The following is a 23,472-nucleotide window of genomic DNA, read 5'->3' on the forward strand; positions in this document are numbered from 1 at the left end:
AGAGGGGTGGAGGATTCAGGCAAACGGGCGCGCGGAAGCTGCCGGGCGGCCGGTGGGGCGCGCGGAGTCCGGCCGCGGCTACTGCTCGCCCGCCGGGGCGGTCTGCTTGACGCCGAGCAGCACGGCGTCGCGGCCGTCCTCCTCGGAGAGCTGGACCCTGACCGTCTCCCGCAGGGATGTGGGGAGGTTCTTGCCGACGTAGTCGGCGCGGATCGGGAGTTCGCGGTGACCGCGGTCGACGAGGACGGCGAGCTGCACGGCGCGGGGCCGGCCGATGTCGCCGAGCGCGTCGAGCGCCGCGCGGATCGTGCGGCCGGAGAAGAGCACGTCGTCGACGAGGACGACGAGGCGGTCCTCGATGCCCTCGCCGGGGATCTCGGTGCGGGCCAGGGCGCGCGCGGGGCGCATCCTGAGGTCGTCGCGGTACATCGTGATGTCGAGGGAGCCGACCGGCGTCTTCAGGCCGGTGATCTCCTCGAGTTTTCCGGCGAGCCGGCGGGCGAGGAAGACCCCTCGCGTCGGGATGCCGAGGAGGACCACGTCGTCGGCGCCCTTGGCGCGTTCGACGATCTCGTGGGCGATCCGGGTCAGCACACGGGCGATGTCGGGAGCCTCGAGAACGGGGCGTGCCGCATTGCCGGTGTGGTCATGCTGTGCGTCCATAAGAAACGGACCTCCTTCTCCGCCTCACTGGACGGACGTTAAAGGACGTCGAAATTGCGTCATCCACGTTACCAGGGCTTGCGTGAGCACCCTGCCCCGCCCCCAGGAGGTGGCACTGCGGACCTCTCGGCTTGACGCAGCCAAGTAACGCTGCGTAACCTCACAGTGAGTTACCAGCCACGCGGCACAGCCGCGACACGTTCCAGCGTCCGGGGAGCCCTATGTCCAGCGAATACGCAAAGCAGCTCGGGGCCAAGCTCCGCGCCATCCGCACCCAGCAAGGCCTCTCCCTCCACGGCGTGGAGGAGAAGTCGCAGGGCCGCTGGAAGGCCGTCGTGGTCGGTTCCTACGAGCGCGGCGACCGCGCCGTGACCGTGCAGCGCCTTGCCGAGCTGGCCGACTTCTACGGCGTCCCGGTCCAGGAGCTCCTGCCCGGCACGACGCCCGGCGGTGCCGCCGAGCCGCCGCCGAAGCTCGTCCTGGACCTGGAGCGCCTGGCCCACGTGCCGCCGGAGAAGGCCGGTCCGCTCCAGCGGTACGCGGCGACGATCCAGAGCCAGCGCGGCGACTACAACGGCAAGGTGCTCTCGATCCGCCAGGACGACCTCCGCACCCTGGCCGTGATCTACGACCAGTCTCCTTCCGTGCTCACGGAGCAGCTGATCAGCTGGGGCGTGCTGGACGCGGACGCGCGCCGTGCGGTGGCCCACGACGAGGGCTGACCAGCCCCCGCAGAAACGTACCGCCGGGCCGGCGGGGTGCCTCAGGGCGCCCCGCCGGCCCGGCTTTTTCGTGCTCCGCCCGCGGACCGCGCCGGACGCGCGTGGGACACCGGGTACGCCGAAGGGCCCACGGCCGGATCGGCCGTGGGCCCTTCGTTCGGCTCAACGCCGCCGGACGGCTACTGCTCCCGGCGGAGGTTCGGCTTGAGGTCCTTGAACCGGGCCAGCAGGCCGTTCACGAAGGCCGGGGAGTCGTCCGTGGAGAACTCCTTGGCGAGCTGTACCGCCTCGTCGATCACCACGGCGTCGGGGGTGGAGTCCATCCAGACCAGCTCGTACGCGCCGAGCCGCAGGATGCTCCGGTCGACGACCGGCATCCGGTCGATCTCCCAGTCCACCGCGTAGGTGACGATGAGGTCGTCGATGCGGTCCGCGTACTGCGCGTACCCCTCGACCAGCTCCATCGTGAATTCGCCGACCGGCGGCTGACGGTCGTCGGTCCGCGAGAGCCGCACCCAGTCCGCGAGGACCGTCTGCACGGACTCACCGCGCTGGTCGGCCTCGAAGAGGATCTGGAAGGCGCGCTTGCGGGCCTTGTTCCGGGCAGCCACGGTTAGCTGTTCACCCGGCCGAGGTAGTCGCCCGTGCGGGTGTCGACCTTGATCTTCTCGCCGGTGGTGATGAAGAGCGGGACACCGATCTCGTAACCGGTCTCCAGGGTGGCGGGCTTGGTGCCACCGGTGGAGCGGTCGCCCTGGACGCCCGGGTCGGTGTGCTGGATGGTCAGCTCGACCGCGGCGGGCAGCTCGACGTACAGCACCTCGCCCTCGTGCTGCGCGACGGAGGCGGTGAAGCCCTCGATCAGGAAGTTGGCGGTGTCGCCGACGGACTTGCGGTCGACCATGAGCTGGTCGTAGGTGCTCATGTCCATGAAGACGAAGTACTCGCCGTCCATGTACGAGAACTGCATGTCCCGGCGGTCGATGGTGGCCGTTTCGACCTTCACGCCGGCGTTGAACGTCTTGTCGACGACCTTGCCGGAGAGCACGTTCTTGAGCTTGGTGCGCACGAAGGCGGGGCCCTTGCCGGGCTTGACGTGCTGGAACTCGACGACGGACCAGAGCTGGCCTCCGTCGAGCTTGAGCACCAGGCCGTTCTTGAGGTCGTTCGTGGAAGCCACGGTTGCGGAATCTCCTGGACTGAAGCTGGTGGACGACCGAGGATGCGCGCCAGGGCCTCCGCGAGGAGATCCCCTAGAGCGCGAGCAGCTCCTTGGTCGTAATGGTGAGTAGCTCGGGTCCGCCGTCCGCCTCGGGGCGCACGACGAGCGTGTCATCGATCCGGACACCGCCCCGGCCCGGGAGGTGGACCCCCGGTTCGACGGTGACCGGCACACAAGCGTCCAGTTTACCCATGGCTGTCGGTGCCAACTGCGGGTCCTCGTCGATTTCGAGCCCGACCCCGTGACCGGTGCTGGGCTGGAGGCCTTCCGAGTGACCCGCGGAGTCCAAAAGCTGGCGGGCCGCACGGTCGACGTCGCGGTAGGCGGCTCCGGGCACGAGAGCCTCCCTCGCGGCCCTCTGAGCGGCGAAAACGAGGTCGTAGAGCTCGATCTGCCAGTCCGCGGGGCTGGTCCCGATGACGAACGTCCGCCCGATCTCGCAGCGGTATCCGCGATAGTTCGCCCCGAGGCAGACGGAGAGGAAATCGCCCTCCTCTACCCTTCGGTCCGATGGCCTGTGCCGTCCCATGCCCGAATTGGGGCCCGTGCCGACCGATGTGGGGAACGCAGGGCCGTCGGCGCCGTGGTCCACCAGCCGGCGCTCCAGCTCCAGCGCCAGGTGGCGTTCGGTGCGGCCGACGAGGATCGACTCCAGGAGCTCGCCGAGCGCGTGGTCGGTGATCTCGGCGGCGATCCGCAGGCAGGCGAGCTCCTCCTCGTCCTTGACGATCCTCAGCTGCTGCACGGCGTTGCCGAGGTCGGCCAGACGCAGCCCGGGGGCGACGGAGAGCATGGCGCGGTGCCGGGCCACGGTCAGGTCGTTCTCCTCGACGGACAGCGCGCCGGCGTCCGCGGAGAGGGCGAGACCGGCCGCGGCGACGACGGGGTCGCCCGCGGGGTCGGGCAGGACGCTCAGCCGCAGCTGTTCGTCGGGGCGGCCGTGCACGGAGTCGTCGGACGGCACGCGGGGGCAGAGCAGGACGTCCTCGCGGGGGCCGAGCAGCAGCACGGCACCGGGCGGGGCGGCGCCCGCGAGGTAGCGGACGTTGGCGGGGCGCGAGACCAGGGCGGCCGCGGATCCGGCGGCGGCGTAACGGTCGCGCAGCAGCCCGCGTCGGACGGCGTACACCTCTGACATGTTTTCGAGCGTACGAGCGCGGGCGGTGGCCCGCCCGGTCAGCGCATCCGACCGGGGTCCCGCGGGGCCGCTACCAGGACGGCGGGCTGGCTATGGAGCGGGCCAGGACGTCGTCGAGGACGCGGGCGGTCGTCTCGACGTCGTAGGTGGAGTTGTCGATGATCGGGAGGCCGGAGCCGTACCAGCCGGCCATGCGGCCGTGGATCCTCGCCACCTCCTCGTCGGAGAGCCGGCGGTTGCCGCTGCGGGCCGCGTTGCGCTCCAGGACGACCTCCAGACCGGGCAGGAGGACGACGGGGAGCAGGCCGGGGCCGACGTGGCGCTTCCAGCCGCCGAGGCCGACGACGGGCCGGTCCGGGAAGACCGCGTCGTCGAGGATGCAGGAGATGCCGTTGGCGAGGAAGTTGCGGGCGGCGAAGCCGCAGGTGCGCCGGGCCAGGCGGTACTGCGCCTCGGAGTGGTCGTTCCAGCCGGCCTGCGGGTCGGCGAAGCCGGAGCAGACCCATTCGCGGACGTCGTCGAGCGAGACGTGCGCGGTGGGGACGCGGCGGCGGCCCGCCCAGAGCTTGGCGACCGTGGTCTTGCCCGCTCCGGCGGGACCGATGAGCAGCACCGCCAGGGTCGCCGCCCCGGTGCCCGCCTCGGCGGGCGGCGCGGGCAGCGGCACGGGTCCGCCGGGCGGCAGCTGGATGTGCCCGGTGGCCTCCCTGGAGGGCGGCATCGGGGCGTGCCGGGGCGTGGGCGGCGCCGGTGCCGCGGGCGGCGGCGTGCCCGGGGTGCCGGGATGGCCTGGGTGCTGGGCCTGGTGCGCCCACGGTCCGTTCCCGGGACCCTGGGGCGGCGGCAGCGGGGCCCCCACTGCGTGCTGCATCCGGTGCCACTCCGTCTCGTGCAGGCAACTGGCGCTGGTCGACGGCAACGGTACCCTCCCCGGCCGCCACGCTGTGAACGGGCGGGGAGGGCCCGAAGTGCCCGGTGTCAGTCCGCCAGTTCGCCGGCGAGGGCGCGCAGGGCGAGCCGGTAGGAGCCGATCCCGAACCCCGCGACGGTCCCGGTCGCAACCGGGGCGATCACCGAGGTGTGGCGGAACTCCTCGCGCGCGTACGGATTCGAGATGTGCACCTCGATCAGCGGGGCGGTGCGCTGGGACGCCGCGTCCCGCATCCCGTACGAATAGTGCGTGAACGCACCCGGGTTGATGACGACCGGCAGGGATCCGTCGGCCGCCTCGTGGAGCCAGCGAATCAGCTCGCCCTCGTCGTTGGTCTCGCGGACCTCGACGTCGAAGCCGAGTTCCTTGCCGAGCGCCTGACAGGCCTCGACGAGACCGGCGTAGGACGTCGCCCCGTACACGTCGGGCTCGCGGGAGCCGAGGCGTCCGAGGTTGGGTCCGTTGAGCACGAGGACCGTGCGGCTCACGCGGAGACCTCCCCGTAGGCGGCGAGCAGCACGGCCGGGTCGGGGCCTTCGAGCACGGTGGGCTTCCCGATGCCGTCCAGGACGATGAAGCGCAGCAGGTCGCCGCGGGACTTCTTGTCGACCTTCATGTTCTCCAGGAGCTTGGGCCACTGGTCGCCGCGGTAGGTGAGCGGCAGTCCGACGGACTCCAGGACGGCGCGGTGCCGGTCGGCCGTGGCGTCGTCGAGGCGCCCGGCGAGGCGGCCCAGTTCGGCGGCGAAGACCATGCCGACGGAGACGGCCGCCCCGTGGCGCCACTTGTAGCGCTCGTTCTTCTCGATGGCGTGGGCTAGCGTGTGCCCGTAGTTGAGGATCTCCCGGAGCCCGGACTCCTTGAGGTCGCTGGAGACGACCTCGGCCTTGACCCGGATGGAGCGCTCGATCAGCTCGGAGGTGTGCGGGCCCGCGGGCGTTCGGGCGCCCTGCGGGTCGGCCTCGACGAGGTCGAGGATCACCGGGTCGGCGATGAATCCGGCCTTGATGATCTCGGCCATGCCGGAGACGTAGTCGTGGACGGGCAGCGAGTCGAGCGCGGCGAGGTCGCAGAGCACCCCGGCCGGCGGGTGGAAGGCGCCGACGAGGTTCTTGCCCTCGGCCGTGTTGATGCCGGTCTTGCCGCCGACGGCCGCGTCGACCATGCCGAGCACGGTCGTGGGGACGGCGATCCACCGCACTCCGCGCAGCCAGGAGGCGGCGACGAAGCCCGCGACGTCGGTGGTGGCGCCACCGCCGACACCCACGATGACGTCGGTGCGGGTGAAACCGGTCTGGCCGAGCGCCTTCCAGCAGTAGGCGGCGACCTCGACGGTCTTGGCCTCCTCGGCGTTCGGCAGCTGGATCGCGATGGCCTCGTAGCCCTGGGAGGCCAGGTCCTCACGGACCGCCTCGCCCGTCTCGGCCAGTGCCTCGGGGTGCAGGACCGCGACGCGCTTGGCCCGGTCCCCGATGAGCGCGGGGAGCTCGCCGAGGAGCTGCCGCCCGACGAGGACCTCGTACGGGTCGGTGCCCGCGGTGCCGGCGATCTGGATGCGCGTGGTGCCCTGCTCGGTCATGGCTGTGGTCTCCCGGCCGGACGCCACGGGGTCACCCGTGCGCTCCGGCAGTTCCAGTGCGTCGAGGATCGCGCGGGCGACCTCTTCGGGGGTGCGGTCGTCGGTGGTGACGGTGGCCCGGGCCACTTCCTCGTACAGAGGGCGCCTGGCGTCCATGAGCTCGCGCCACTGCCGCCGCGGGTTCACCGCGAGGAGGGGCCGCGCGGTGTTCAGCCCGACCCTCCGGACGGCCTCGTCGACGTCCATCGAGAGGTAGACGACCGGACGCCCGGCCAGCAGGGCCCGGGTCGAGTCGTCCAGCACGGCGCCGCCGCCGAGGGCCAGGACTCCCGTGTGCTGGTCCACGGCGGCCCGCACGGCCTGCCGTTCCAGCGCGCGGAAGTGCTCCTCGCCCTCGTCGAAGAAGATCTCGGAGATCGCCTTGCCGGCCGTGGCCACGACGTCCGCGTCGGTGTCGCGGTAGCCGGTGCCCAGACGCTCGGCGAGCAGCTCGCCCACCGTGGACTTGCCGACGCCCATCGGGCCGACCAGGACGATCAGCGGCCCGCTCACCGGATCTGGAGGTGGGAGAGGTACGACTGCACGTTGCGGTGGGTCTCGGCGACGCTGTCGCCGCCGAACTTCTCCGCTACCGCGTCGGCCAGCACCAGGGCGACCATGGCCTCGGCCACGATGCCGGCGGCCGGGACCGCGCAGACGTCGGAGCGCTGGTGGTGGGCCTTCGCCGCCTCACCGGTCACGACGTCGACGGTGGCCAGCGCCTTGGGCACGGTGGCGATGGGCTTCATCGCCGCGCGGACCCGCAGCAGCTCACCGGTGGTGAGACCGCCCTCGGTGCCGCCGGAGCGGCCGGAGGCGCGCTTGATGCCGTTCTCGGTGGCGAGGATCTCGTCGTGCGCCTTGGATCCCGGCACCCGGGCGAGGTCGAAGCCGTCGCCGACCTCGACGCCCTTGATGGCCTGGATGCCCATGAGGGCCGCGGCGAGACGGGCGTCGAGCCTGCGGTCCCAGTGCACGTGCGAGCCGAGGCCCACGGGTACGCCGTAGGCGAGCACCTCGACGACGCCGCCGAGGGTGTCGCCGTCCTTGTGGGCCTGGTCGATCTCCGCGACCATCGCCTTCGACGCGTCGGCGTCCAGGCAGCGCACGGGGTCGGCGTCGAGGCGCTCGACGTCGGACGGCTTGGGGTAGACGCCGTACGGCGCCTTGGCGGCGGCCAGTTCGACGACGTGGCTGACGATCTCGATGCCCGCGGTCTCCTTGAGGTAGGAGCGGGCCACCGCGCCGAGGGCGACACGCGCCGCGGTCTCCCGGGCGCTGGCGCGTTCCAGGACCGGCCGGGCCTCGTCAAAGCCGTACTTCTGCATCCCCGCGAGGTCGGCGTGACCGGGCCGGGGGCGGGTCAGGGGGGCGTTGCGGGCCTGTGTGGCCAGCACCTCGGGGTCGACCGGGTCGGCCGACATGACCTGCTCCCACTTGGGCCACTCGGTGTTGCCCACCATGACGGCGACGGGGGAACCCATGGTCAGGCCGTGCCGGACGCCGCCGAGGAAGGTGACCTCGTCCTTCTCGAACTTCATCCGCGCGCCGCGCCCGTAACCGAGCCGGCGCCGGGCGAGCGCGTCCGCCACCATCTCCGTGGTGACGGGGATGCCGGCGGGAAGGCCCTCCAGCGTCGCCACCAGTGCGGGGCCGTGCGACTCCCCCGCGGTCAGCCAGCGCAACCTGCTCAACGGTGCTCCTCATGCTCGCGCCTGAAACTGCGACGGCGCGACCGGGTGCGCGGCCCTGGCCCGCCGCCACCGATCCTCCCACGTCCGGGGGTGCGGTCCGGTCGCCGGTCCAGCAGACGGACGTTCCGGAGCCGGTTGCCGCCGGGGCTAAGGGGTGTCCCGGGCCGCCAGCGCCCGCTCCCCCGCGGCCCGCATGGCGGCGAGTGGTCCGGGGCTCCGTCCGGTCATCTGCTCGACCTGGAGGACCGCCTGGTGGACGAGGAGGTCCAGGCCGCCGACGACGTCGCCGCCCGCCGCCGACCAGCGGGAGGCGAGCGCCGTGGGCCAGGGTTCGTACAGGACGTCGAACAGGGTGCCGGGCGCGTCGGGCACCGCGCCGGACAGGGTGTCCGTCGTGCCGGCCGGTGTCGTCGCGACGACCAGGGGGGCGCTCAGCGCCGTGGCGGCCTCCGTCCAGTCCTCGGTACGGACGTCGACCCCGAGGCGCTCGCCCCAGCCGCGCATCTCGTCGGCCCGTTCCCGGCTGCGCACGTAGGCGGTGACCGGACCTGTGCAGATCTCGGACAGTGCGCCGAGCGCCGAGGAGGCCGTGGCGCCGGCGCCGAGGATCGCCGCGGATTCGACCTTGTCCACGCCCCGTTCGCGCAGGGCCGCGACCATACCCGGGATGTCCGTGTTGTCACCCGTCCGTCTGCCGTCCCGGGTGAGCACGACGGTGTTGACGGCCTCGACCGCCGCTGCGGTCGCCGTGATCTCGTCGAGCAGCGGGATGACCGCCCGCTTGAGCGGCATCGTCAGGGAGAGGCCGGCCCATGAGGCGTCCAGTCCTTCGACGAACGCGGGCAGCGCGGCCTCGTCCACCTCGAACCGGTCGTACGACCAGTCGTGCAGACCCAGCTCGGCGTAAGCGGCCCGGTGCAGGGCCGGGGACAGCGAGTGGGCGATCGGCGAGCCCAGGACGGCCGCGCGACGGGTGGTGCTCACTGGTCGCCCTTGTTCTCTTCGTATTCCCGGCGGTTGCGCTCGTGCTCCTCGTTGGTCTTCGCGAACAGCGTCTTGTCCTCGGTCACGGAGACGAAGTAGTACCAGGGGCCGGAGGCCGGGCTGATCGCCGAGTTGAGCGCGTCCAGGCCCGGGTTCGTGATCGGCCCGAGCGGCAGGCCCGTGAACTTGTAGGTGTTGTACGGATCGTCGATCTTCCGCAGCTCGTCCACCGGTCCGAGATCGAGCGTGCTCTCGGCCCGGATGTAATTGATGGTCGAGTCGAATTCGAGGCGTCCGGCGGTCTCCAGGTTCGGCGCGAGCCGGTTGTAGACCACTCTGGCGACCTTGTCGAAATCGTGTTTGTACTTGCCCTCTTTCTGGACGAGGCTCGCCACGGTGAGGAGTTCGAGCGGCGTTTTGAGTTTCATCTTCGCCGCGTTCTTCTCGAGTTCGAGCGGCTTGTACTCCTTGTTGGCCCGGGTGACCATCTTCCTCAGCGCGTCCTCGGGCTTCGAGCCCTTGGGCACCGCGTAGGCCGCAGGGAAGAGGAATCCTTCCAGCGGGTCCTTGATCTTGGGGTCGTCGTCCGCCCAGCCGGGCAGCCCCAGGCTCTTGGCCTGAGCCTTCGCGATCTTGGCGGTGGTGCCCTTCTTGAGTTCCAGCCGCGTGTCGATCATCTTGTACACATCGACGGTGCTCGTGCCCTCGGGAATGATGAGCGCGTTCTGACTGCTCGGGCTGAGCATCAATGCGATGGCGCTGTCGGCGGACATCTCCTTCTTCAGGAGGTAGACACCGGCCTGCAGCGACTTCCCCTTGGGATTTCCGTTCTGGGCCGAGATGAAGGCGTCGGACGACTTCACGACGCCGGCCTTCTTCAGGATGTTCGCGATCTCGTTCCCGAGCGCGCCCTCCGGAATCTCGACCTCGACCGAGCTCGTGCCGCTGCCCGTGTAGTCGGGCGCCGCGCCGAACTGGTTCTGGTAGTACGAGTAGCCGAAGTAACCCGCCCCGCCGAGACCTCCGACGAGGATCAGCGAGACGCCGAGGCAGGCGCAGCCGTTGCGGTTCTTCTTCTTGCCCTTGCCACGGCGCTCGCCGCCGCCCCGCTGGGCGTCACGCGGGTCGTCGTCGTCGTCCTCGTCGTCGTCCGCGGGACCGTCGGAGTCGCGCGAGCGCCGGTCCGTGGCCGGCGCGTCCGCGCCCGTGAAGAAAGGATGCGTCTCCTCCTCCTGGACGTCCTGGTCCCAGTCCGGGTTCTTCTGTGCGGGCGCCTCCTCGCGGCGGCCCGGGGGCTGCGGCGGGGGGTAGGCCTCAGGCGTGCCGTAGTGGTCGGCCTGCTCGCCGTAGCCGCCGGGTCCGTTGGCGTAGGGCTGCTGGTCTCCGTACGGCATGGCGGGCTGCTGACCCGTGTCCCAGCCGGCGTCGTAGTGCGGCTGCTGCGGTTGCTGGGCGTAGGGGTCCTGGGGAGCGCCGTGCTGCTGGTGCTGCTGCTGCTGGTAGTACGGGGCCTGCTGCTGTTGCTGCTGCGCGTAGGGATCCTGCTGTTGCTGCTGCGCGTAGGGGCCCTGCTGTTGCTGTTGCGCGTAGGGATCCTGCTGCGGCTGCTGGGCGTAGGGGTCCTGCTGGGCCCCGTACTGCTGCTGCGCGTACGGGGCCTGCGGGTGCTGCTGCTGCGCGTAAGGGTCCTGCTGGTAGCCCTGCTGTGCGGCGTAGGGGTCCGGCGCGTAGGGCTGCTGCCGGCCGTCGTACTGGCCCTGGCCGTGGGCGGCCTCGCGGCCCTCCCATCCCTGGTCCCCGTACAAGGGGTCCTCGGGATGCCATGGTTCGGAGCCGGAGCCCCGGCCGTACTCAGTCATCGATCCCCTTGACGCCGCGAGACGACGCTCCGCCTCTTCGCTTGGCTGTGCGGTGTCTGTTCGAACACCGGCGCATCGCGCGGAACGTTACCGTATCGCGATCAGACAACCACTTCGACGCCCTCGCCCGGAGCAGTGCCTGACGCCCGTTCGGACTCCAGAGCGTTCTGGAGGATCACCACAGCGGCAGCCTGGTCGATGACAGACCGGCCCTTCTTGGACTTCACGCCCGAAGCCCGCAGCCCCTGCGTGGCCGTGACTGTGGTCATCCTCTCGTCCACGAGACGCACGGGGATCGGTGCGATCGCGCGTGCGAACACCTGGGCGAAGGCGCGGACCTTCGCGGCCGCCGGCCCCTCGCCCCCGCCGAGGGAGCGGGGCAGTCCGAGGATGACCTCGATCGGCTCGTACTCCTCGACGATCTGGCCGAGCCGCCGGTGGGCGGCCGGGACGTCACGTCCCGGCACGGTCTCCACCGGCGTGGCGAGAATCCCGTCGGGGTCGCACGAGGCGACCCCGATACGGGCGTCCCCGACGTCGACGGCTAGTCGGCGTCCGCGGCGCATCTGCGGCATGTCCGGCGTCATGCCGTCTCGGTGACGAGGCGTTCGACAGCGGCGACGGCGTCGCCGATGGCGTCCGGGTTCTGACCGCCGCCCTGGGCGACGTCCGGCTTGCCGCCACCGCCGCCGCCGAGGGTCTTGGCGGCGGTACGGACCAGGTCACCGGCCTTGAGACCGCGCTCGCGGGCTGCCTCGTTGGTGGCGATGACGGTCAGCGGGCGGCCGTTCGCCGTGGTGAACAGGGCCACCACGGCGGGCCTGCCGCCCTGGATGCGCCCGCGCACGTCGAGGACCAGCTTGCGCAGGTCGTCGGCCGAGGTTCCGTCCGGCACCTGCCCGGTGACCAGGGCGACGCCCCGCACGTCCTTCGCCGACTCCACCAGCCCGGCGGCGGCCTGGAGGACCTTCTCCGCGCGGAACTTCTCGATCTCCTTCTCGGCGTCCTTGAGCTTGCCGAGCATGCCGGAGATCTTCTCGGGAAGCTCCTCGGGACGGCCCTTCAGCAGTTCCTGGAGCTGCGCGACGACCGTGTGCTCCTTGGCCAGGAAGTTGTACGCGTCGACGCCGACGAGGGCCTCGATACGGCGCACCCCGGAACCGATGGACGACTCGCCGAGCAGCTTCACCAGGCCGAGCTGGGCGGTGTTGTGCACGTGCGTGCCGCCGCACAGCTCCTTGGAGAAGTCGCCGATGGTGACGACCCGGACCCGCTCGCCGTACTTCTCGCCGAACTCCGCGATGGCGCCCTGCTTCTTGGCGTCGTCGATGGACATGACCTCGGCCTGGACGTCGAGCTCCCGGGCGAGGACCTCGTTGATCTTCTGCTCGACGTCGGTCAGCACCGTGCCGGGGACGGCGGCGGGCGAGCCGAAGTCGAAGCGGAAGCGGCCGGGCGAGTTCTCGGAACCGGCCTGGGCGGCCGTGGGACCGAGGGCGTCACGCAGGGCCTGGTGGGTGAGGTGGGTGGCGCTGTGGGCGCGGGCGATCGCGCGGCGGCGCGTGTTGTCGATGGAGGCGTGGGCCGAGGCCCCGAGCGTCACCTCGCCGACCTGGACCGAACCCTTGTGGACCGAGACCCCGGGCACGGGCTGCTGCACGTCGCGGACGTGGATGACCGCGCCGGTGTCGAGCCTGATGCGGCCCTGGTCGGCCAGCTGGCCGCCGCCCTCGGCGTAGAAGGGGGTGCGGTCGAGGACGACCTCGACCTCGTCGCCCTCGCTCGCGGCGGGCGAGGGCACACCGTCGACGAGGAGGCCGACGACCGTCGACTCGCCCTCGGTGGAGGTGTAACCGGTGAACTCCGTGACGCCGGACCTGTCCGCCACCTCGCGGTAGGCGGAGAGGTCGGCGTGACCGGTCTTCTTGGCCTTGGCGTCGGCCTTGGCCTTGTCCCGCTGCTCCTGCATCAGGCGGCGGAAGCCCTCTTCGTCGACGGAGAGACCCTGCTCGCCGGCCATCTCCAGCGTGAGGTCGATCGGGAAGCCCCAGGTGTCGTGGAGCAGGAACGCCTTGTCGCCGGCCAGGACCCGGCCGCCGGCGGCCTTGGTCTCGGTGACGGCGGTCTCGAGGATGTTCGTGCCGCCCTTGAGGGCCTTGAGGAAGGCGGCCTCCTCGGCGAGCGCGACGGTCTCGATGCGCTTGCGGTCGGTGATCAGCTCCGGGTACTGCAGGCCCATGGTCTCCACGACCACGTCGATCAGCTCGCGGACGACCGGACCGGTGGCGCCCATGAGGCGCATGTTGCGGATGGCACGGCGCATGATGCGGCGCAGGACGTAGCCGCGGCCCTCGTTGCCGGGGGTGACGCCGTCGCCGATGAGCATCGCCGAGGTGCGGATGTGGTCCGCGACGACGCGCAGGGAGACGTCCGAGCCGTGGTCGGCTCCGTAGCGGACGCCGGTGAGCTCGGTGGCCTTGTCCATGACGACGCGCAGGGTGTCGGTCTCGTACATGTTCTGTACGCCCTGGAGGATCATGGCGAGGCGCTCGAGGCCGAGGCCCGTGTCGATGTTCTTCGACGGCAGGTCGCCCAGGATCGGGAAGTCCTCCTTGCCGTCGCCCGCGCCCCGCTCGTACTGCATGAAGACGAGGTTCCAGATCTCCACGTAGCGCTCGTCGTTGACGGCGGGGCCGCCCTCGACGCCGAACTCGGGACCGCGGTCGTAGTTGATCTCGGAGCAGGGGCCGCAGGGGCCGGGGACGCCCATGGACCAGAAGTTGTCCTTCTTGCCCAGACGCTGGATGCGCTCGGCGGGGACACCGATCTTGTCGCGCCAGATCTGCTCGGCCTCGTCGTCGTCGAGGTACACGGTGATCCACAGACGCTCGGGGTCGAGCCCGAAGCCGCCGTCCTCCAGGGAGTTCGTGAGCGCGGCCCACGCGAACTCGATGGCGCCTTCCTTGAAGTAGTCGCCGAAGGAGAAGTTCCCGCACATCTGGAAGAACGTGCCGTGGCGCGTGGTCTTGCCGACCTCTTCGATGTCCGGCGTGCGCACGCACTTCTGCACGCTGGTGACGCGCGGGGCGGGCGGCTTGACCTCGCCGAGGAAGTACGGCTTGAAGGGAACCATGCCCGCGGGGACCAGCAGCAGAGTCGGGTCGTCCGCGATGAGCGACGCCGAAGGCACGACGGTGTGACCGCGCTCCTCGAAGAAGCTCAGCCAGCGGCGGCGAATTTCAGCCGACTCCATTAGTGGTCCTCATTCCGGTTGTTCGAGTTGTAGGGAAGTGATCGGTAGCCGGCGGGGCCGGGCTCGTCGGCGGCCTCGATGCCGAGCGCCCCGCCCAGTTCGGCCTCGCGCCTGACCATGCCCTCACGTACGTCGAGGGCGAAGTCCTTCAGCTTGTGGCCTGCCTCGAGCGCCTTGTCGGCGGCCTGCGCCGCGAGGCTCTCGGGAGACAGCTGCCGGATCCTGCGGTTGACCTTGGTGGTGGCCCACACACCGGCGGCTGCGCCGGCGGTGAACCAGAACGTACGGCGGAACATCGCTGCGTCAGTCCTTCTGTCCGCGGGAGCTTCGGCCGTTCCGCTTCTTGTCGCGGGCGGACGGCACGGTACGGCCGACGATCACGGTGCGGCGGGGGGTGCGGCGGGCGGGTTCCGGCTCGGCGGCGGTGCGGCGGCCGATCGCCTGCCGTACCCCGTAGCCGAATGCCGCCACCTTCACGAGGGGGCCGCCGAACGTCGAGGCGACGGTCGTGGAGAGCGCGGAGGCGTTGGAGGTGACCTCCTGGACGTCGCTCGCGATGGCGTCGACCTTGTCCAGCTGGGTCTGCGCGGAGCGCAGCGTCGCGGAGGCGTCGGCGAGCAGCGGGACCGCCTGCTCCGTCACGTCCGCCACCAGGGCGGTGGCAGCCCTGAGCGTCTGGGCCAGCCTCACCAGTACCACGGCGAGGAAGGACACCAGGATCGCCCAGAAGACAGCCACCAGAATGCCGGCCACCTCTCCACCGGACACAGTGCACCGCTCTCTGTTCGTCGCCCGTACGGGCCGGTCTCTTCCGGCCCGCCCGGCCTGTCTCGGTTCGGCAGGCGCGTGCCGCCGTCGCTGCCGATCGTCGTCCCCCGAGCCTATCGCGCCGGGCGTCACGCCCCGTACCGCATTACGGGGCGTGCGGCGCGGTCCCGGGAGCATGGAGATTGTACGGAGAGCTTATGTGCCAGTACTCTGCGTGTTTCATGCGACGCCCTCAGCGCCCCTTCCCCGTATCCGACGACGCCGGGCCCCGTCCCGTACGGGGAAATCTCCCGGCGGAGCTCGACGCCTTCGTGGGACGCGACGAGGAACTGGCGGACGTCGGGGCGCTCCTGGGCGAATACCGCCTGGTGACCGTGGCGGGCGTCGCCGGGGCCGGCAAGACCCGTTTCGTCAGCAGGATCGCGGCGCTGATGGAGAAACGGTACTGCGATGGGGTCTGGATCGCGGAGCTGTCCGCCGTCCACGATCCCGGGCTGCTGGAGCACACGCTGGCCGCCGCGATGGGACTGACGGACCACACCAGCAGACCTCCGCGCACCATGCTGCTGGAGCACTGCGCGGGCCGCCGGCTCCTGCTCGTGATCGACGGTTTCGAACATCTCACCGACGACTGTGCCGCGCTGGTGCGGGAGCTGCTGCGCGGGGCGCCGGGGCTCCAGGTGCTCGCGGCGGGGCGCCGCCCCCTGCGGGTGGACGGTGAGACCACCTATCCGCTGGCGCCGATGACCGACGACGACGCGATGGAGCTGTTCGCCCGGCGGGCGGCCTCGGTGCGCCCCGGTTTCACCCTGACCGACGGCAACCGGGACACCGTGCGCGAACTGTGCCGCCGGCTCGACGGGATTCCGCTGGCGCTGGAACTCGCCGCGGGAAGACTGCGGGCCCTGACCGTGGAACAGGTGCTGCGCCGTCTCGACGACCGGTTCCGGCTGCTGACCGGAGGCAGCCCGAGCGCACTCCCCCGGCACCAGACCCTGCGCACGGCCATCGGCTGGAGCCATGAGCTGTGCGCCCCCGAGCAGCGGCTGCTGTGGGCGCGGCTCTCGGTGTTCGCCGGGCAGTTCGACCTGGAGGCCGTCGAGTACATCTGCAGCGGTCCCGGGCTGCCCGCCGACTCCGTGCTGGACGTGCTGGACGAACTGCTGGCGCAGTCCGTCGTGCTGCGCGAGGACTCGGCGCTCGGCAGCCGCTACCGACTGCTGGACACCGTGCGGGAGTACGGCGCGGAGTGGCTGCGGGCGACCGGGGACGCCGAGCGGCTGCGGCGCAGGCACCGGGACTGGTACCTGGGGCTGGCGACGTGGTGCGAGCTCGACTGGTTCAGCCCGAGGCAGGCCGAGGCCGCGGCGCGGATCGACGGTGAACTGCCCAACCTCCGCCGGGCGATGGAGTGCTCGATGGAGAGCGCCGACGAGGTCCATCTCGCGCAGTACCTGGCGGGCACGCTGTGGTTCTACTGGGCGGGCTGCGGGCGCCTGTCGGAGGGCCGCCACTGGCTGGACCACGTCCTGGAGGAGGAGTCGCCCCACGACCACGCCCGGCTCAAGGCGCTGTGGGTCCTGGGCTACGTCGCCGTGCTCCAGGGTGACGCGGTCGGCGCGGTGTCGGCGTTGCAGGAGTGCCGCGAGGAGGGCGAGCGGGCGGGGGACGCGTCCGCCGTCGCCTACGCCGTGCACCGCACGGGCTGCCTCTCCCTCGTCACGGACGATCCGGTCCGCGCCGAGGAACTGCTGCGGGACGCGCTCGCGCGCTACCGGGAGATCGGGGAACTGAACAGCAACGTGCTGATGGCGCAGGTCGAGCTGGGCATGGCGGTGGCGTTCCGCGGCGACCTGGCCGGGGCGGCGGAGATCTGCGCCGAGGTCCGCGACGTCTGCGAGGACCACGGAGAGCGGTGGGCCATGGCGTACGCGCTGTACGTCCTCGCCTACGCGGCGCTGATCGAGGGGCGCAACCAGCGGGCGCGGCAGATGCTCGGTGAGGCCCTGTCGATCGCGCACGCCTTCCACGATCTGCTCGGCACGGTCCTCTCACTGGAGTTGCTGGCCCTCGTGACGGCGACCGAGGGGGACGCCGCGGAGGCCGCACTGCTGCAGGGTGCCGCGGACCGGATCTGGCCGTCGGTGGGGCTGCCGCTGTTCGGCTCGGTCCACTACGGCGGTCCCCGGGTCCAGTGCGAGGAGCGGGCCAGGGCCGAGCTGGGCGACGCGCGCTACGAGTCGGAGCGGCACGCCGGCAGCCGGCTGGACACGCGGGCTGCCGTGACGCGGGCGCTCGGCGTCCGGGCGCACGGAGGGCCGGGGGGCACCAGGCCGGCGGACGGACGGACCGCGCGGGAGGGGGCCGCGGGCGGCGGAGCCGCCGGGGACGCGCGAAGGCCCGCCGCCTCCCGTACGACAGGGAGGGGCGGGCCCGAGCTCGGCTGAGCGTTACGCCTGGATCAGCGGGCGTAGTACTCGACGACGAGCTGCTCGTCGCAGATGACCGGAATTTCCTTGCGGTTCGGGTCACGGTCCAGGCGGAAGGCCAGGGCCTTCAGGTTCACCTGGAGGTAGCGCGGGGTCTCGCCGTCGGTGTCGTAGCCACCCTCGCGGGCCACCTGGAAGGGGACCTTGGAGCGGCTGCGCTCGCGGACCTGGACGACGTCGTCGGGGCGCACGCGGAAGGACGGCTTGTCGACCTTGCCACCGTTGACCTCGATGTGGCCGTGGACGACCATCTGGCGGGCCTGGTAGATGGTGCGGGCGATGCCCGAACGCAGGACCAGGGCGTCGAGGCGACGCTCGAGCTCGACGACCAGCGCCTCGCCCGTCTTGCCCTCGGCCTTGCGGGCGCGGTCGTAGGCACGCGCCATCTGGCGCTCGCTGATGTCGTACTGCGCACGCAGGCGCTGCTTCTCGAGCAGACGGACCTTGTAGTCCGAGTTCTGCTTGCGGCCACGGCCGTGCTCGCCCGGCGGGTAGGGGCGGGCCTCGAAGTACTTGACAGCCTTCGGCGTCAGGGCGATGCCGAGGGCACGCGACTTCTTGACCTTGGGACGCGACTGGTTAGGCACGTTCTCCAGACCTCCGTTGTAGGTTAGGTTAGCTTTACCTTACTCAAGGAGATCGCATGTCTCGCCCTGGGAACACCACACACGTCACGGACAGCACAGACAGCGACGGCACACACAAAGGTGCCGTAACGACGGAAGGCCGATCTGATCGTGGTCAGCCGCGTCCCAGCGGGCTTGAAAACACTCGGATGCCGTCAGCAGCCGAGCGCACACGAACTCTCGTACAGAGTACCTGCTCCGCGGTGCTGCTCGTACCGGGGCTGTCCGTCATCCATCCGGACCAGCTGATGCCCGACAGCAGGAGCATCGGTCCGGACGGGGATCTGTTCCTCGGTTTCCCCGCGGACTCCCCGGTGGCGCGGGCGGCGGCGCGCGCCCAGGGCGACGAACTGGCGGCCGTGCTGGAGATCACCGACGTCGCACCGGTCTCCGTCCCGCACCGCATCCGGGGCCGCGCCAGGATCGCCGGCTGGCTCACCGCCGCACGGGGACCGGCCGGGGCCGGGCGGACGACGCTCCGCCTGGAGACCGGGGAGGCGTCGGTCGACGATCTCTGGGGCGCCGAGGAGGTGGAGCCGGAGGACTTCCGGGACGCCGTCGCCGATCCGCTGGTGGCCCACGAGACCGAACTGCTCCAGCACCTGCACGCCGCCCACGCGGAGCAGATGGGGTCGCTGTCCGCCCTGCTCGGCGGGCGGGCGCGGGCCGGCGGTGAGCAGGTGCCCGCCGCCGTCCCGGTCGCCCTCGACCGCTTCGGCCTGCGGGTGCGGTTCGTCGAACACGCCGGCTCCTGCTTCGACGCCCGGTTCGACTTCCCCGAGCCCGTGCGTGACGTCACCGGACTGCGCCGCGCGATGTACACGCTGTTCGAGGCCGCCTCCCACTGAACCCGCGGGCGTCACCGGGACGCGGCGCCCTCTCCGGGCCCGCCGCGGCCGAGCCGCTCGCGGACCCGCTCCGCCACGTCGGCGTAGCGCGCCTCCGCCCCGTATCGCGTGGGTTCGTAGTAGCGCCTGTCGCGGACGGCGTCCGGGGCGTACTCCTGGGCGGCGATCCCACCGGGGACGTCGTGCGGATAGACGTAGCCCTGGGCATGGCCGAGCTTGGCCGCGCCCTTGTAGTGACCGTCCCGCAGATGGGCCGGGACCGGTCCGGCGAGGCCCCTGCGCACGTCCTCCTGCGCCGCGGAGATCGCCAGCGTCGCCGCGTTGGACTTGGGGGCGAGCGCCAGGGCGATCGTGGCGTGGCTGAGGGTGAGCGCCGCCTCGGGGAACCCGATCATGGCCACGGCCTGGGCCGCCGCCACGGCGGTGGGCAGCGCGGTGGGATCGGCCAGCCCGATGTCCTCGCTGGCGGAGATCATCAGCCGCCGCGCGATGAAGCGCGGGTCCTCCCCCGCCTCGATCATCCGGGCCAGGTAGTGCAGGGCGGCGTCCACGTCGGACCCGCGGATCGACTTGATCAGGGCACTCGCGACGTCGTAGTGCTGGTCGCCGTCCCGGTCGTACTTCACCGCCGCGCGGTCGACCGTCTCCTCGAGCGTCTCCAGTGTGATCTCCTGCTCGTGCTTGGAGAGCGCCGCACCCGCGGCGGCCTCCAGCGCGGTCAGCGCGCGGCGGGCGTCGCCCCCGGCGATCCGCAGCAGGTGCGCCTCGGCGTCCTCGGGCAGCGTGACGGCCTCCCCCAGCCCACGCCCGTCGGCCACGGCACGGCGGAGCAGGGCCCGCAGGTCGTCGTCGGTGAGGGGCTCCAGGGTGAGGAGCAGCGAGCGCGAGAGCAGCGGCGAGATGATCGAGAAGTACGGGTTCTCCGTGGTGGCCGCGATCAGCGTCACCCAGCGGTTCTCCACGGCCGGGAGCAGGGAATCCTGCTGGGCCTTGGAGAAGCGGTGGATCTCGTCGAGGAAGAGGACGGTCTCCTTGCCGAAACCGCCGGTGGCACGGCGCGCGCCCTCGATGACGGCGCGGACCTCCTTGACGCCCGCGGTGATCGCCGAGAGCTCGACGAAGCGCTTGTTGGTCGCCTTGCTGACGACGTATGCCAGAGTGGTCTTGCCCGTGCCGGGCGGGCCCCAGAGGATGACCGACGAGGGACCGGCGGGCCCTCCGCTGCCCTCGCCGACGAGACGGCGCAGCGGGGACCCCGGCTTGAGCAGGTGCTGCTGTCCGACCACCTCGTCCAGGGTGCGAGGGCGCATCCGGACAGCGAGGGGGCTGCTGGACGGGTCCTTCTCCTGGCGGTCTTCGGCGGCTGCGGTAAAGAGGTCGGGCTCCACGTCGTGAAGCCTATGTCACCCCGCTGACAGGACCGCGGGTCGAGTCAGCTGGTCCAGAAGTCCCACCAGCGGGTGAGGATCAGCATGCCGATGATCCCGATCCAGAGCACCGGGGGCACCCAGTGGAACTCGGTGAGGGCGTTCCGCAGTCCGGCGGGGGCGGGGATGATGCGGTGCTTGATGTTGTGCGTCGTGACGTAGCAGAACATGAAGATCGTGGCGACCCACGCCAGGCAGCACCACAGGCAGAGCGAGTTGATGTTGTACAGCGACTGGTACTGCAGCCAGGTGCAGAAGCCGACGCCGAACAGGGTGCCCGCGTTGAGGCCCAGCCAGTACCAGGCACGGAAGCGGGCGCCCGCGAGGAGCGCCATGCCGATCCCGATGACCACGGAGTAGGTGGCGATCCCGAGCATCGGGTTGGGGAAGCCGAAGGCCGAGGCCTGCTCGCTCTTCATGATGTTGCCGCACGCGACCACCGGGTTCAGGCTGCATCCCGGAGTGAAGCTCGGGTCCTCGAGCAGCTTGAACTTGTCGATGGTGATCACCCAGGCGGCGAGCAGCCCGGCCGCTCCCGTGATCACCAGCAGCAGTGCGAGCGCGCGGCTGCCGCCGAAGGTCTTCGCACCGTCGTCCTCGTCCTGCGCGGATGAGGGGTGGTCTACCGTTGCCATCGTCATAATCGCCGTTCCATCACTGAGTAGCCGGCCGGGCCTCGTCATTGTGCCGCACCGGCGACGCAGCCATCCGTTCGATACGCATAAAGGTGTTCGACGCCGCATCCGGTGCCGCAGGGTGGCGGCCCGCTCCTCCCCGGCACGGCGGGGAGGAGCGGCAGGAGCACGGGGAGCACGTGAACGGCGTGACCACCCGACCGCGCTGGACGGCCCCGACCTGCGGATCCGTCCCCGCGAGGCTCAGGGGCGCGCCGGAGCGGGAGGGGCGGCGGCGCCGGCGGCGCGTCCCGGTCACTCCGGCCCGGGCCGCCGCCGCGGTCGCGGTGCCCGCCGCCGGCCGGTGCCGCTTCCCGCCCGTCCCGATCGGACCCGTACGCCAGGTGAATCGGCTTCCGCCGGGTTGACGCCCGGCAACCGGTGGGGCTTCTGACCGGCCGCGGGTCACCCATCCTCCGGCTGCGGGCCGGGCGCCCCGAACGCCCTGTGCCCGCCCGGACGGGCCGGACGGGCACAGGGGTGGACGACGGGCCCCGGGTCAGGCCAGTTCGGCCCGGAGCACGCTCACCAGCTCGCCGACCGCGACGGCCTTCTGCTCACCCGACTCCATGTCCTTGAGCTGGACGTTGCCGTCGGCGAGGTCCCGCTCACCGGCCACGACCGTGTAGCGGGCGCCGGAGCGGTTCGCGCTCTTCATCGCACCCTTGAGGCCGCGGCCGCCGAAGGCGAAGTCCGTGGCGACGCCCGCCTTGCGCAGTTCGGTGACCAGGCCGAAGAGCACCCGCCGGGCCTCCTCGCCGAGCGGCACCGCGTAGACGCTGGTGGTGGCGGGGATGTCGAGTTCGACGCCCTCCGCCTCCAGGGCGAGCACCGTGCGGTCCACACCGAGCGCCCAGCCGACGGAGGGCAGCGCGGGGCCGCCGATCATCTCGGACAGGCCGTCGTAACGCCCGCCGCCGCCCACCGCCGACTGGGAGCCCAGGCCGTCGTGGACGAACTCGAAGGTGGTGCGCGTGTAGTAGTCGAGACCGCGGACCAGCTTCTCGTCGTCCTCGAACGCGACGCCCGCCGTCGTCAGCAGGTCGCGGACCTCCTCGTGGTACGCCTTGCAGGCGTCGCAGAGGAAGTCACGCAGCATCGGGGCGCCCGTCAGCTGCTTCTGGACGTCGGGACGCTTGTCGTCGAGGACCCGCAGCGGGTTGATCTCGATGCGCCGACGGGTCTCCTCGTCGAGGTCCAGGTCGCGCAGGAACGTCTGCAGCGCCTCCCGGTAGACGGGACGGCACTCCTTGTCCCCCAGCGAGTTGAGCAGGATGCGGAACCGCGTGAGGCCGAGCGAGCGGTAGGCCTGGTCGGCGAGGATGATCAACTCGGCGTCGAGCGCGGGGTCCTCGGTACCGATGGCCTCGGCGCCGACCTGCGAGAAGTGGCGGTAGCGGCCCGCCTGGGGGCGCTCGTAGCGGTAGTACGAGCCCGAGTACCAGAGTTTGACGGGCAGGTTGCCGGCCTTGTGGAGGTTGGCCTCCAGCGCGGCGCGCAGCACGGACGCGGTGCCCTCGGGGCGCAGGGCGAGCTTGTCGCCGCCCTTGGTCTCGAAGGCGTACATCTCCTTGGACACGATGTCGGTGGACTCGCCCACGCCGCGGGCGAACAGCGCGACGTCCTCGAAACCGGGCGTCTCGATGTATCCGTATCCGGAGTTCCTCAGGGGCGAGGAGATGGCCTCACGCACCGCGAGGAACTTCGCGGAGCGGGGCGGGGTCAGGTCGTACGTGCCCTTGGGGGCCTGGAAGGTGCTCACAGGTTTTTTCTCTCGTCACATTCCTCGGCGGGGCGCGTCCAGTCCGTGCATGTACGGATTGGAGGCGCGCTCGCGGCCGATGGTCGTCTGGGGGCCGTGGCCGGACAGCACCACGGTCGAGTCGTCGAGCGGGAGGCACACGCGGGCCAGCGACTCGAGCAGCTCGGCGTGGTCGCCACCGGGCAGGTCGGTGCGTCCGACGGAGCCGGCGAAGAGCAGGTCGCCCGAGAAGAGGATCTGCGGTACGTCCGCGGCCTCGGGCATCCTGAACGTCACCGACCCCTTCGTATGGCCGGGCGCGTGCGCGACGCCGAACTCCATGCCGGCCAGCCGCAGCGCGGCACCGTCGGACAGCTCCCTCACGTCGTCCGGTTCGCCGACCGTCAGCTCGCCCATGAGCGGCATCCCGATCGAACGGCCCAGCGCCTTCTCGGGGTCGCTCATCATGTAGCGGTCGTCGGGGTGGATCCAGGCGGGGACGTCGTGGGCGCCGCACACCGGGACGACCGAGGCGACGTGGTCGATGTGGCCGTGGGTGAGCACGACGGCGACGGGCTTGAGCCGATGCTTCGCGAGCGCTTCCTCGACGCCCTGGGCGGCCTGGTGGCCCGGGTCGATGATCACGCACTCCTCACCGGCGGCGGGGGCGACCAGGTAGCAATTGGTCCCCCAGGCCCCGGCGGGGAACCCGGCAATGAGCACGATCGTCCTTAAAGTTCGTCCGACGATGAGGGCCGTGGAGAGGAATGCGGCAGATCAGAGCCTACCGGCGCTCCTCATCACACAGCTAACCC

General features: G+C 71.3%; 22 protein-coding genes. 3 read left to right on the plus strand and 19 right to left on the minus strand.

Going from position 1 to position 23,472, the window contains the following annotated elements:
• Positions 1-78: 78 nt before the first annotated feature.
• Positions 79-663 (minus strand): bifunctional pyr operon transcriptional regulator/uracil phosphoribosyltransferase PyrR, encoded by a 585-nt coding sequence (gene pyrR / locus OHT61_RS05385; protein WP_329035495.1) that lies wholly within the window; start codon positions 661-663, stop codon positions 79-81.
• Between the two features lie 221 nt (positions 664-884).
• Here pyrR and bldD point away from each other — a divergent pair, with 221 nt between their 5' ends.
• Positions 885-1,385 carry a transcriptional regulator BldD gene (gene bldD, locus OHT61_RS05390; RefSeq protein ID WP_014157378.1) on the plus strand — a complete coding sequence of 167 codons (501 nt, stop codon included), beginning with the start codon at positions 885-887 and terminating at the stop codon, positions 1,383-1,385.
• 179 nt (positions 1,386-1,564) lie between these two features.
• On the opposite strand, the gene nusB is transcribed toward bldD, so the two are convergent.
• From nusB to OHT61_RS05455, 13 genes are all read right to left on the minus strand, one after another.
• Positions 1,565-1,996 carry a transcription antitermination factor NusB gene (nusB, locus tag OHT61_RS05395; protein ID WP_015576379.1) on the minus strand — a complete coding sequence of 144 codons (432 nt, stop codon included), beginning with the start codon at positions 1,994-1,996 and terminating at the stop codon, positions 1,565-1,567.
• A gap of 2 nt (positions 1,997-1,998) precedes the next feature.
• On the minus strand, positions 1,999-2,565 hold the full coding sequence (gene efp, locus OHT61_RS05400) for an elongation factor P (RefSeq protein ID WP_329035499.1): 567 nt from the start codon (positions 2,563-2,565) through the stop codon (positions 1,999-2,001).
• 73 nt (positions 2,566-2,638) lie between these two features.
• Positions 2,639-3,745: an aminopeptidase P family protein gene (locus tag OHT61_RS05405; RefSeq protein ID WP_329035501.1), complete on the minus strand. Its 1,107-nt coding sequence runs from the start codon at positions 3,743-3,745 to the stop codon at positions 2,639-2,641.
• Between the two features lie 70 nt (positions 3,746-3,815).
• A complete protein-coding gene (locus OHT61_RS05410) occupies positions 3,816-4,616 on the minus strand; it encodes a Pro-rich N-terminal domain-containing protein (protein WP_329035503.1) in 801 nt (266 codons plus the stop codon).
• A 107-nt stretch (positions 4,617-4,723) separates the two neighbouring features.
• Positions 4,724-5,164, minus strand: a complete 441-nt coding sequence (gene aroQ / locus OHT61_RS05415; protein ID WP_329035505.1) for a type II 3-dehydroquinate dehydratase — start codon at positions 5,162-5,164, stop codon at positions 4,724-4,726.
• Positions 5,161-6,807, minus strand: a complete 1,647-nt coding sequence (gene aroB / locus OHT61_RS05420) for a 3-dehydroquinate synthase (protein WP_329035507.1) — start codon at positions 6,805-6,807, stop codon at positions 5,161-5,163. Before aroB ends, aroQ begins: the two co-directional genes overlap by 4 nt.
• Entirely contained in the window at positions 6,804-7,988 is a 1,185-nt protein-coding gene (gene aroC / locus OHT61_RS05425) for a chorismate synthase (protein WP_329035508.1), read from the minus strand. The genes aroB and aroC overlap by 4 nt, the downstream gene beginning before the upstream one ends.
• Before the next feature lie 147 nt (positions 7,989-8,135).
• Complete coding sequence (locus OHT61_RS05430) at positions 8,136-8,972, minus strand: shikimate dehydrogenase (RefSeq protein WP_329035510.1); 837 nt, start codon at positions 8,970-8,972, stop codon at positions 8,136-8,138.
• Positions 8,969-10,831, minus strand: a complete 1,863-nt coding sequence (gene mltG / locus OHT61_RS05435) for an endolytic transglycosylase MltG (protein WP_329035512.1) — start codon at positions 10,829-10,831, stop codon at positions 8,969-8,971. Before mltG ends, OHT61_RS05430 begins: the two co-directional genes overlap by 4 nt.
• 101 nt (positions 10,832-10,932) lie before the next feature.
• Positions 10,933-11,418: a Holliday junction resolvase RuvX gene (ruvX, locus tag OHT61_RS05440; RefSeq protein WP_329035514.1), complete on the minus strand. Its 486-nt coding sequence runs from the start codon at positions 11,416-11,418 to the stop codon at positions 10,933-10,935.
• On the minus strand, positions 11,415-14,084 hold the full coding sequence (gene alaS, locus OHT61_RS05445; RefSeq protein ID WP_329035516.1) for an alanine--tRNA ligase: 2,670 nt from the start codon (positions 14,082-14,084) through the stop codon (positions 11,415-11,417). Before alaS ends, ruvX begins: the two co-directional genes overlap by 4 nt.
• Entirely contained in the window at positions 14,084-14,380 is a 297-nt protein-coding gene (locus tag OHT61_RS05450) for a hypothetical protein (RefSeq protein ID WP_329035517.1), read from the minus strand. The genes alaS and OHT61_RS05450 overlap by 1 nt, the downstream gene beginning before the upstream one ends.
• A gap of 7 nt (positions 14,381-14,387) precedes the next feature.
• Positions 14,388-14,837: a DUF948 domain-containing protein gene (locus OHT61_RS05455; protein ID WP_329035520.1), complete on the minus strand. Its 450-nt coding sequence runs from the start codon at positions 14,835-14,837 to the stop codon at positions 14,388-14,390.
• A gap of 236 nt (positions 14,838-15,073) precedes the next feature.
• On the opposite strand from OHT61_RS05455, the gene OHT61_RS05460 reads away from it, so the two are divergent.
• On the plus strand, positions 15,074-17,299 hold the full coding sequence (locus tag OHT61_RS05460) for an ATP-binding protein (RefSeq protein ID WP_329035522.1): 2,226 nt from the start codon (positions 15,074-15,076) through the stop codon (positions 17,297-17,299).
• A 14-nt stretch (positions 17,300-17,313) separates the two neighbouring features.
• Here the strand turns inward: OHT61_RS05460 and rpsD are convergent, their stop codons facing one another.
• Entirely contained in the window at positions 17,314-17,928 is a 615-nt protein-coding gene (gene rpsD / locus OHT61_RS05465; RefSeq protein ID WP_014157362.1) for a 30S ribosomal protein S4, read from the minus strand.
• Between the two features lie 188 nt (positions 17,929-18,116).
• On the opposite strand from rpsD, the gene OHT61_RS05470 reads away from it, so the two are divergent.
• A complete protein-coding gene (locus OHT61_RS05470; protein ID WP_329035524.1) occupies positions 18,117-18,815 on the plus strand; it encodes a DUF2470 domain-containing protein in 699 nt (232 codons plus the stop codon).
• An 11-nt stretch (positions 18,816-18,826) separates the two neighbouring features.
• On the opposite strand, the gene OHT61_RS05475 is transcribed toward OHT61_RS05470, so the two are convergent.
• The 4 genes from OHT61_RS05475 to OHT61_RS05490 form a co-directional block, all read right to left on the minus strand.
• Entirely contained in the window at positions 18,827-20,203 is a 1,377-nt protein-coding gene (locus OHT61_RS05475) for a replication-associated recombination protein A (protein WP_329035525.1), read from the minus strand.
• A gap of 44 nt (positions 20,204-20,247) precedes the next feature.
• Positions 20,248-20,883 (minus strand): vitamin K epoxide reductase family protein, encoded by a 636-nt coding sequence (locus OHT61_RS05480; protein WP_329035528.1) that lies wholly within the window; start codon positions 20,881-20,883, stop codon positions 20,248-20,250.
• Positions 20,884-21,415: 532 nt separating this feature from the next.
• Positions 21,416-22,678: a histidine--tRNA ligase gene (gene hisS, locus OHT61_RS05485; RefSeq protein WP_329035530.1), complete on the minus strand. Its 1,263-nt coding sequence runs from the start codon at positions 22,676-22,678 to the stop codon at positions 21,416-21,418.
• Positions 22,679-22,693: 15 nt separating this feature from the next.
• Positions 22,694-23,380, minus strand: a complete 687-nt coding sequence (locus OHT61_RS05490; protein ID WP_329035533.1) for an MBL fold metallo-hydrolase — start codon at positions 23,378-23,380, stop codon at positions 22,694-22,696.
• Positions 23,381-23,472: the final 92 nt, after the last annotated feature.

The organism is Streptomyces sp. NBC_00178, assembly GCF_036206005.1.
Taxonomy (GTDB): domain Bacteria; phylum Actinomycetota; class Actinomycetes; order Streptomycetales; family Streptomycetaceae; genus Streptomyces.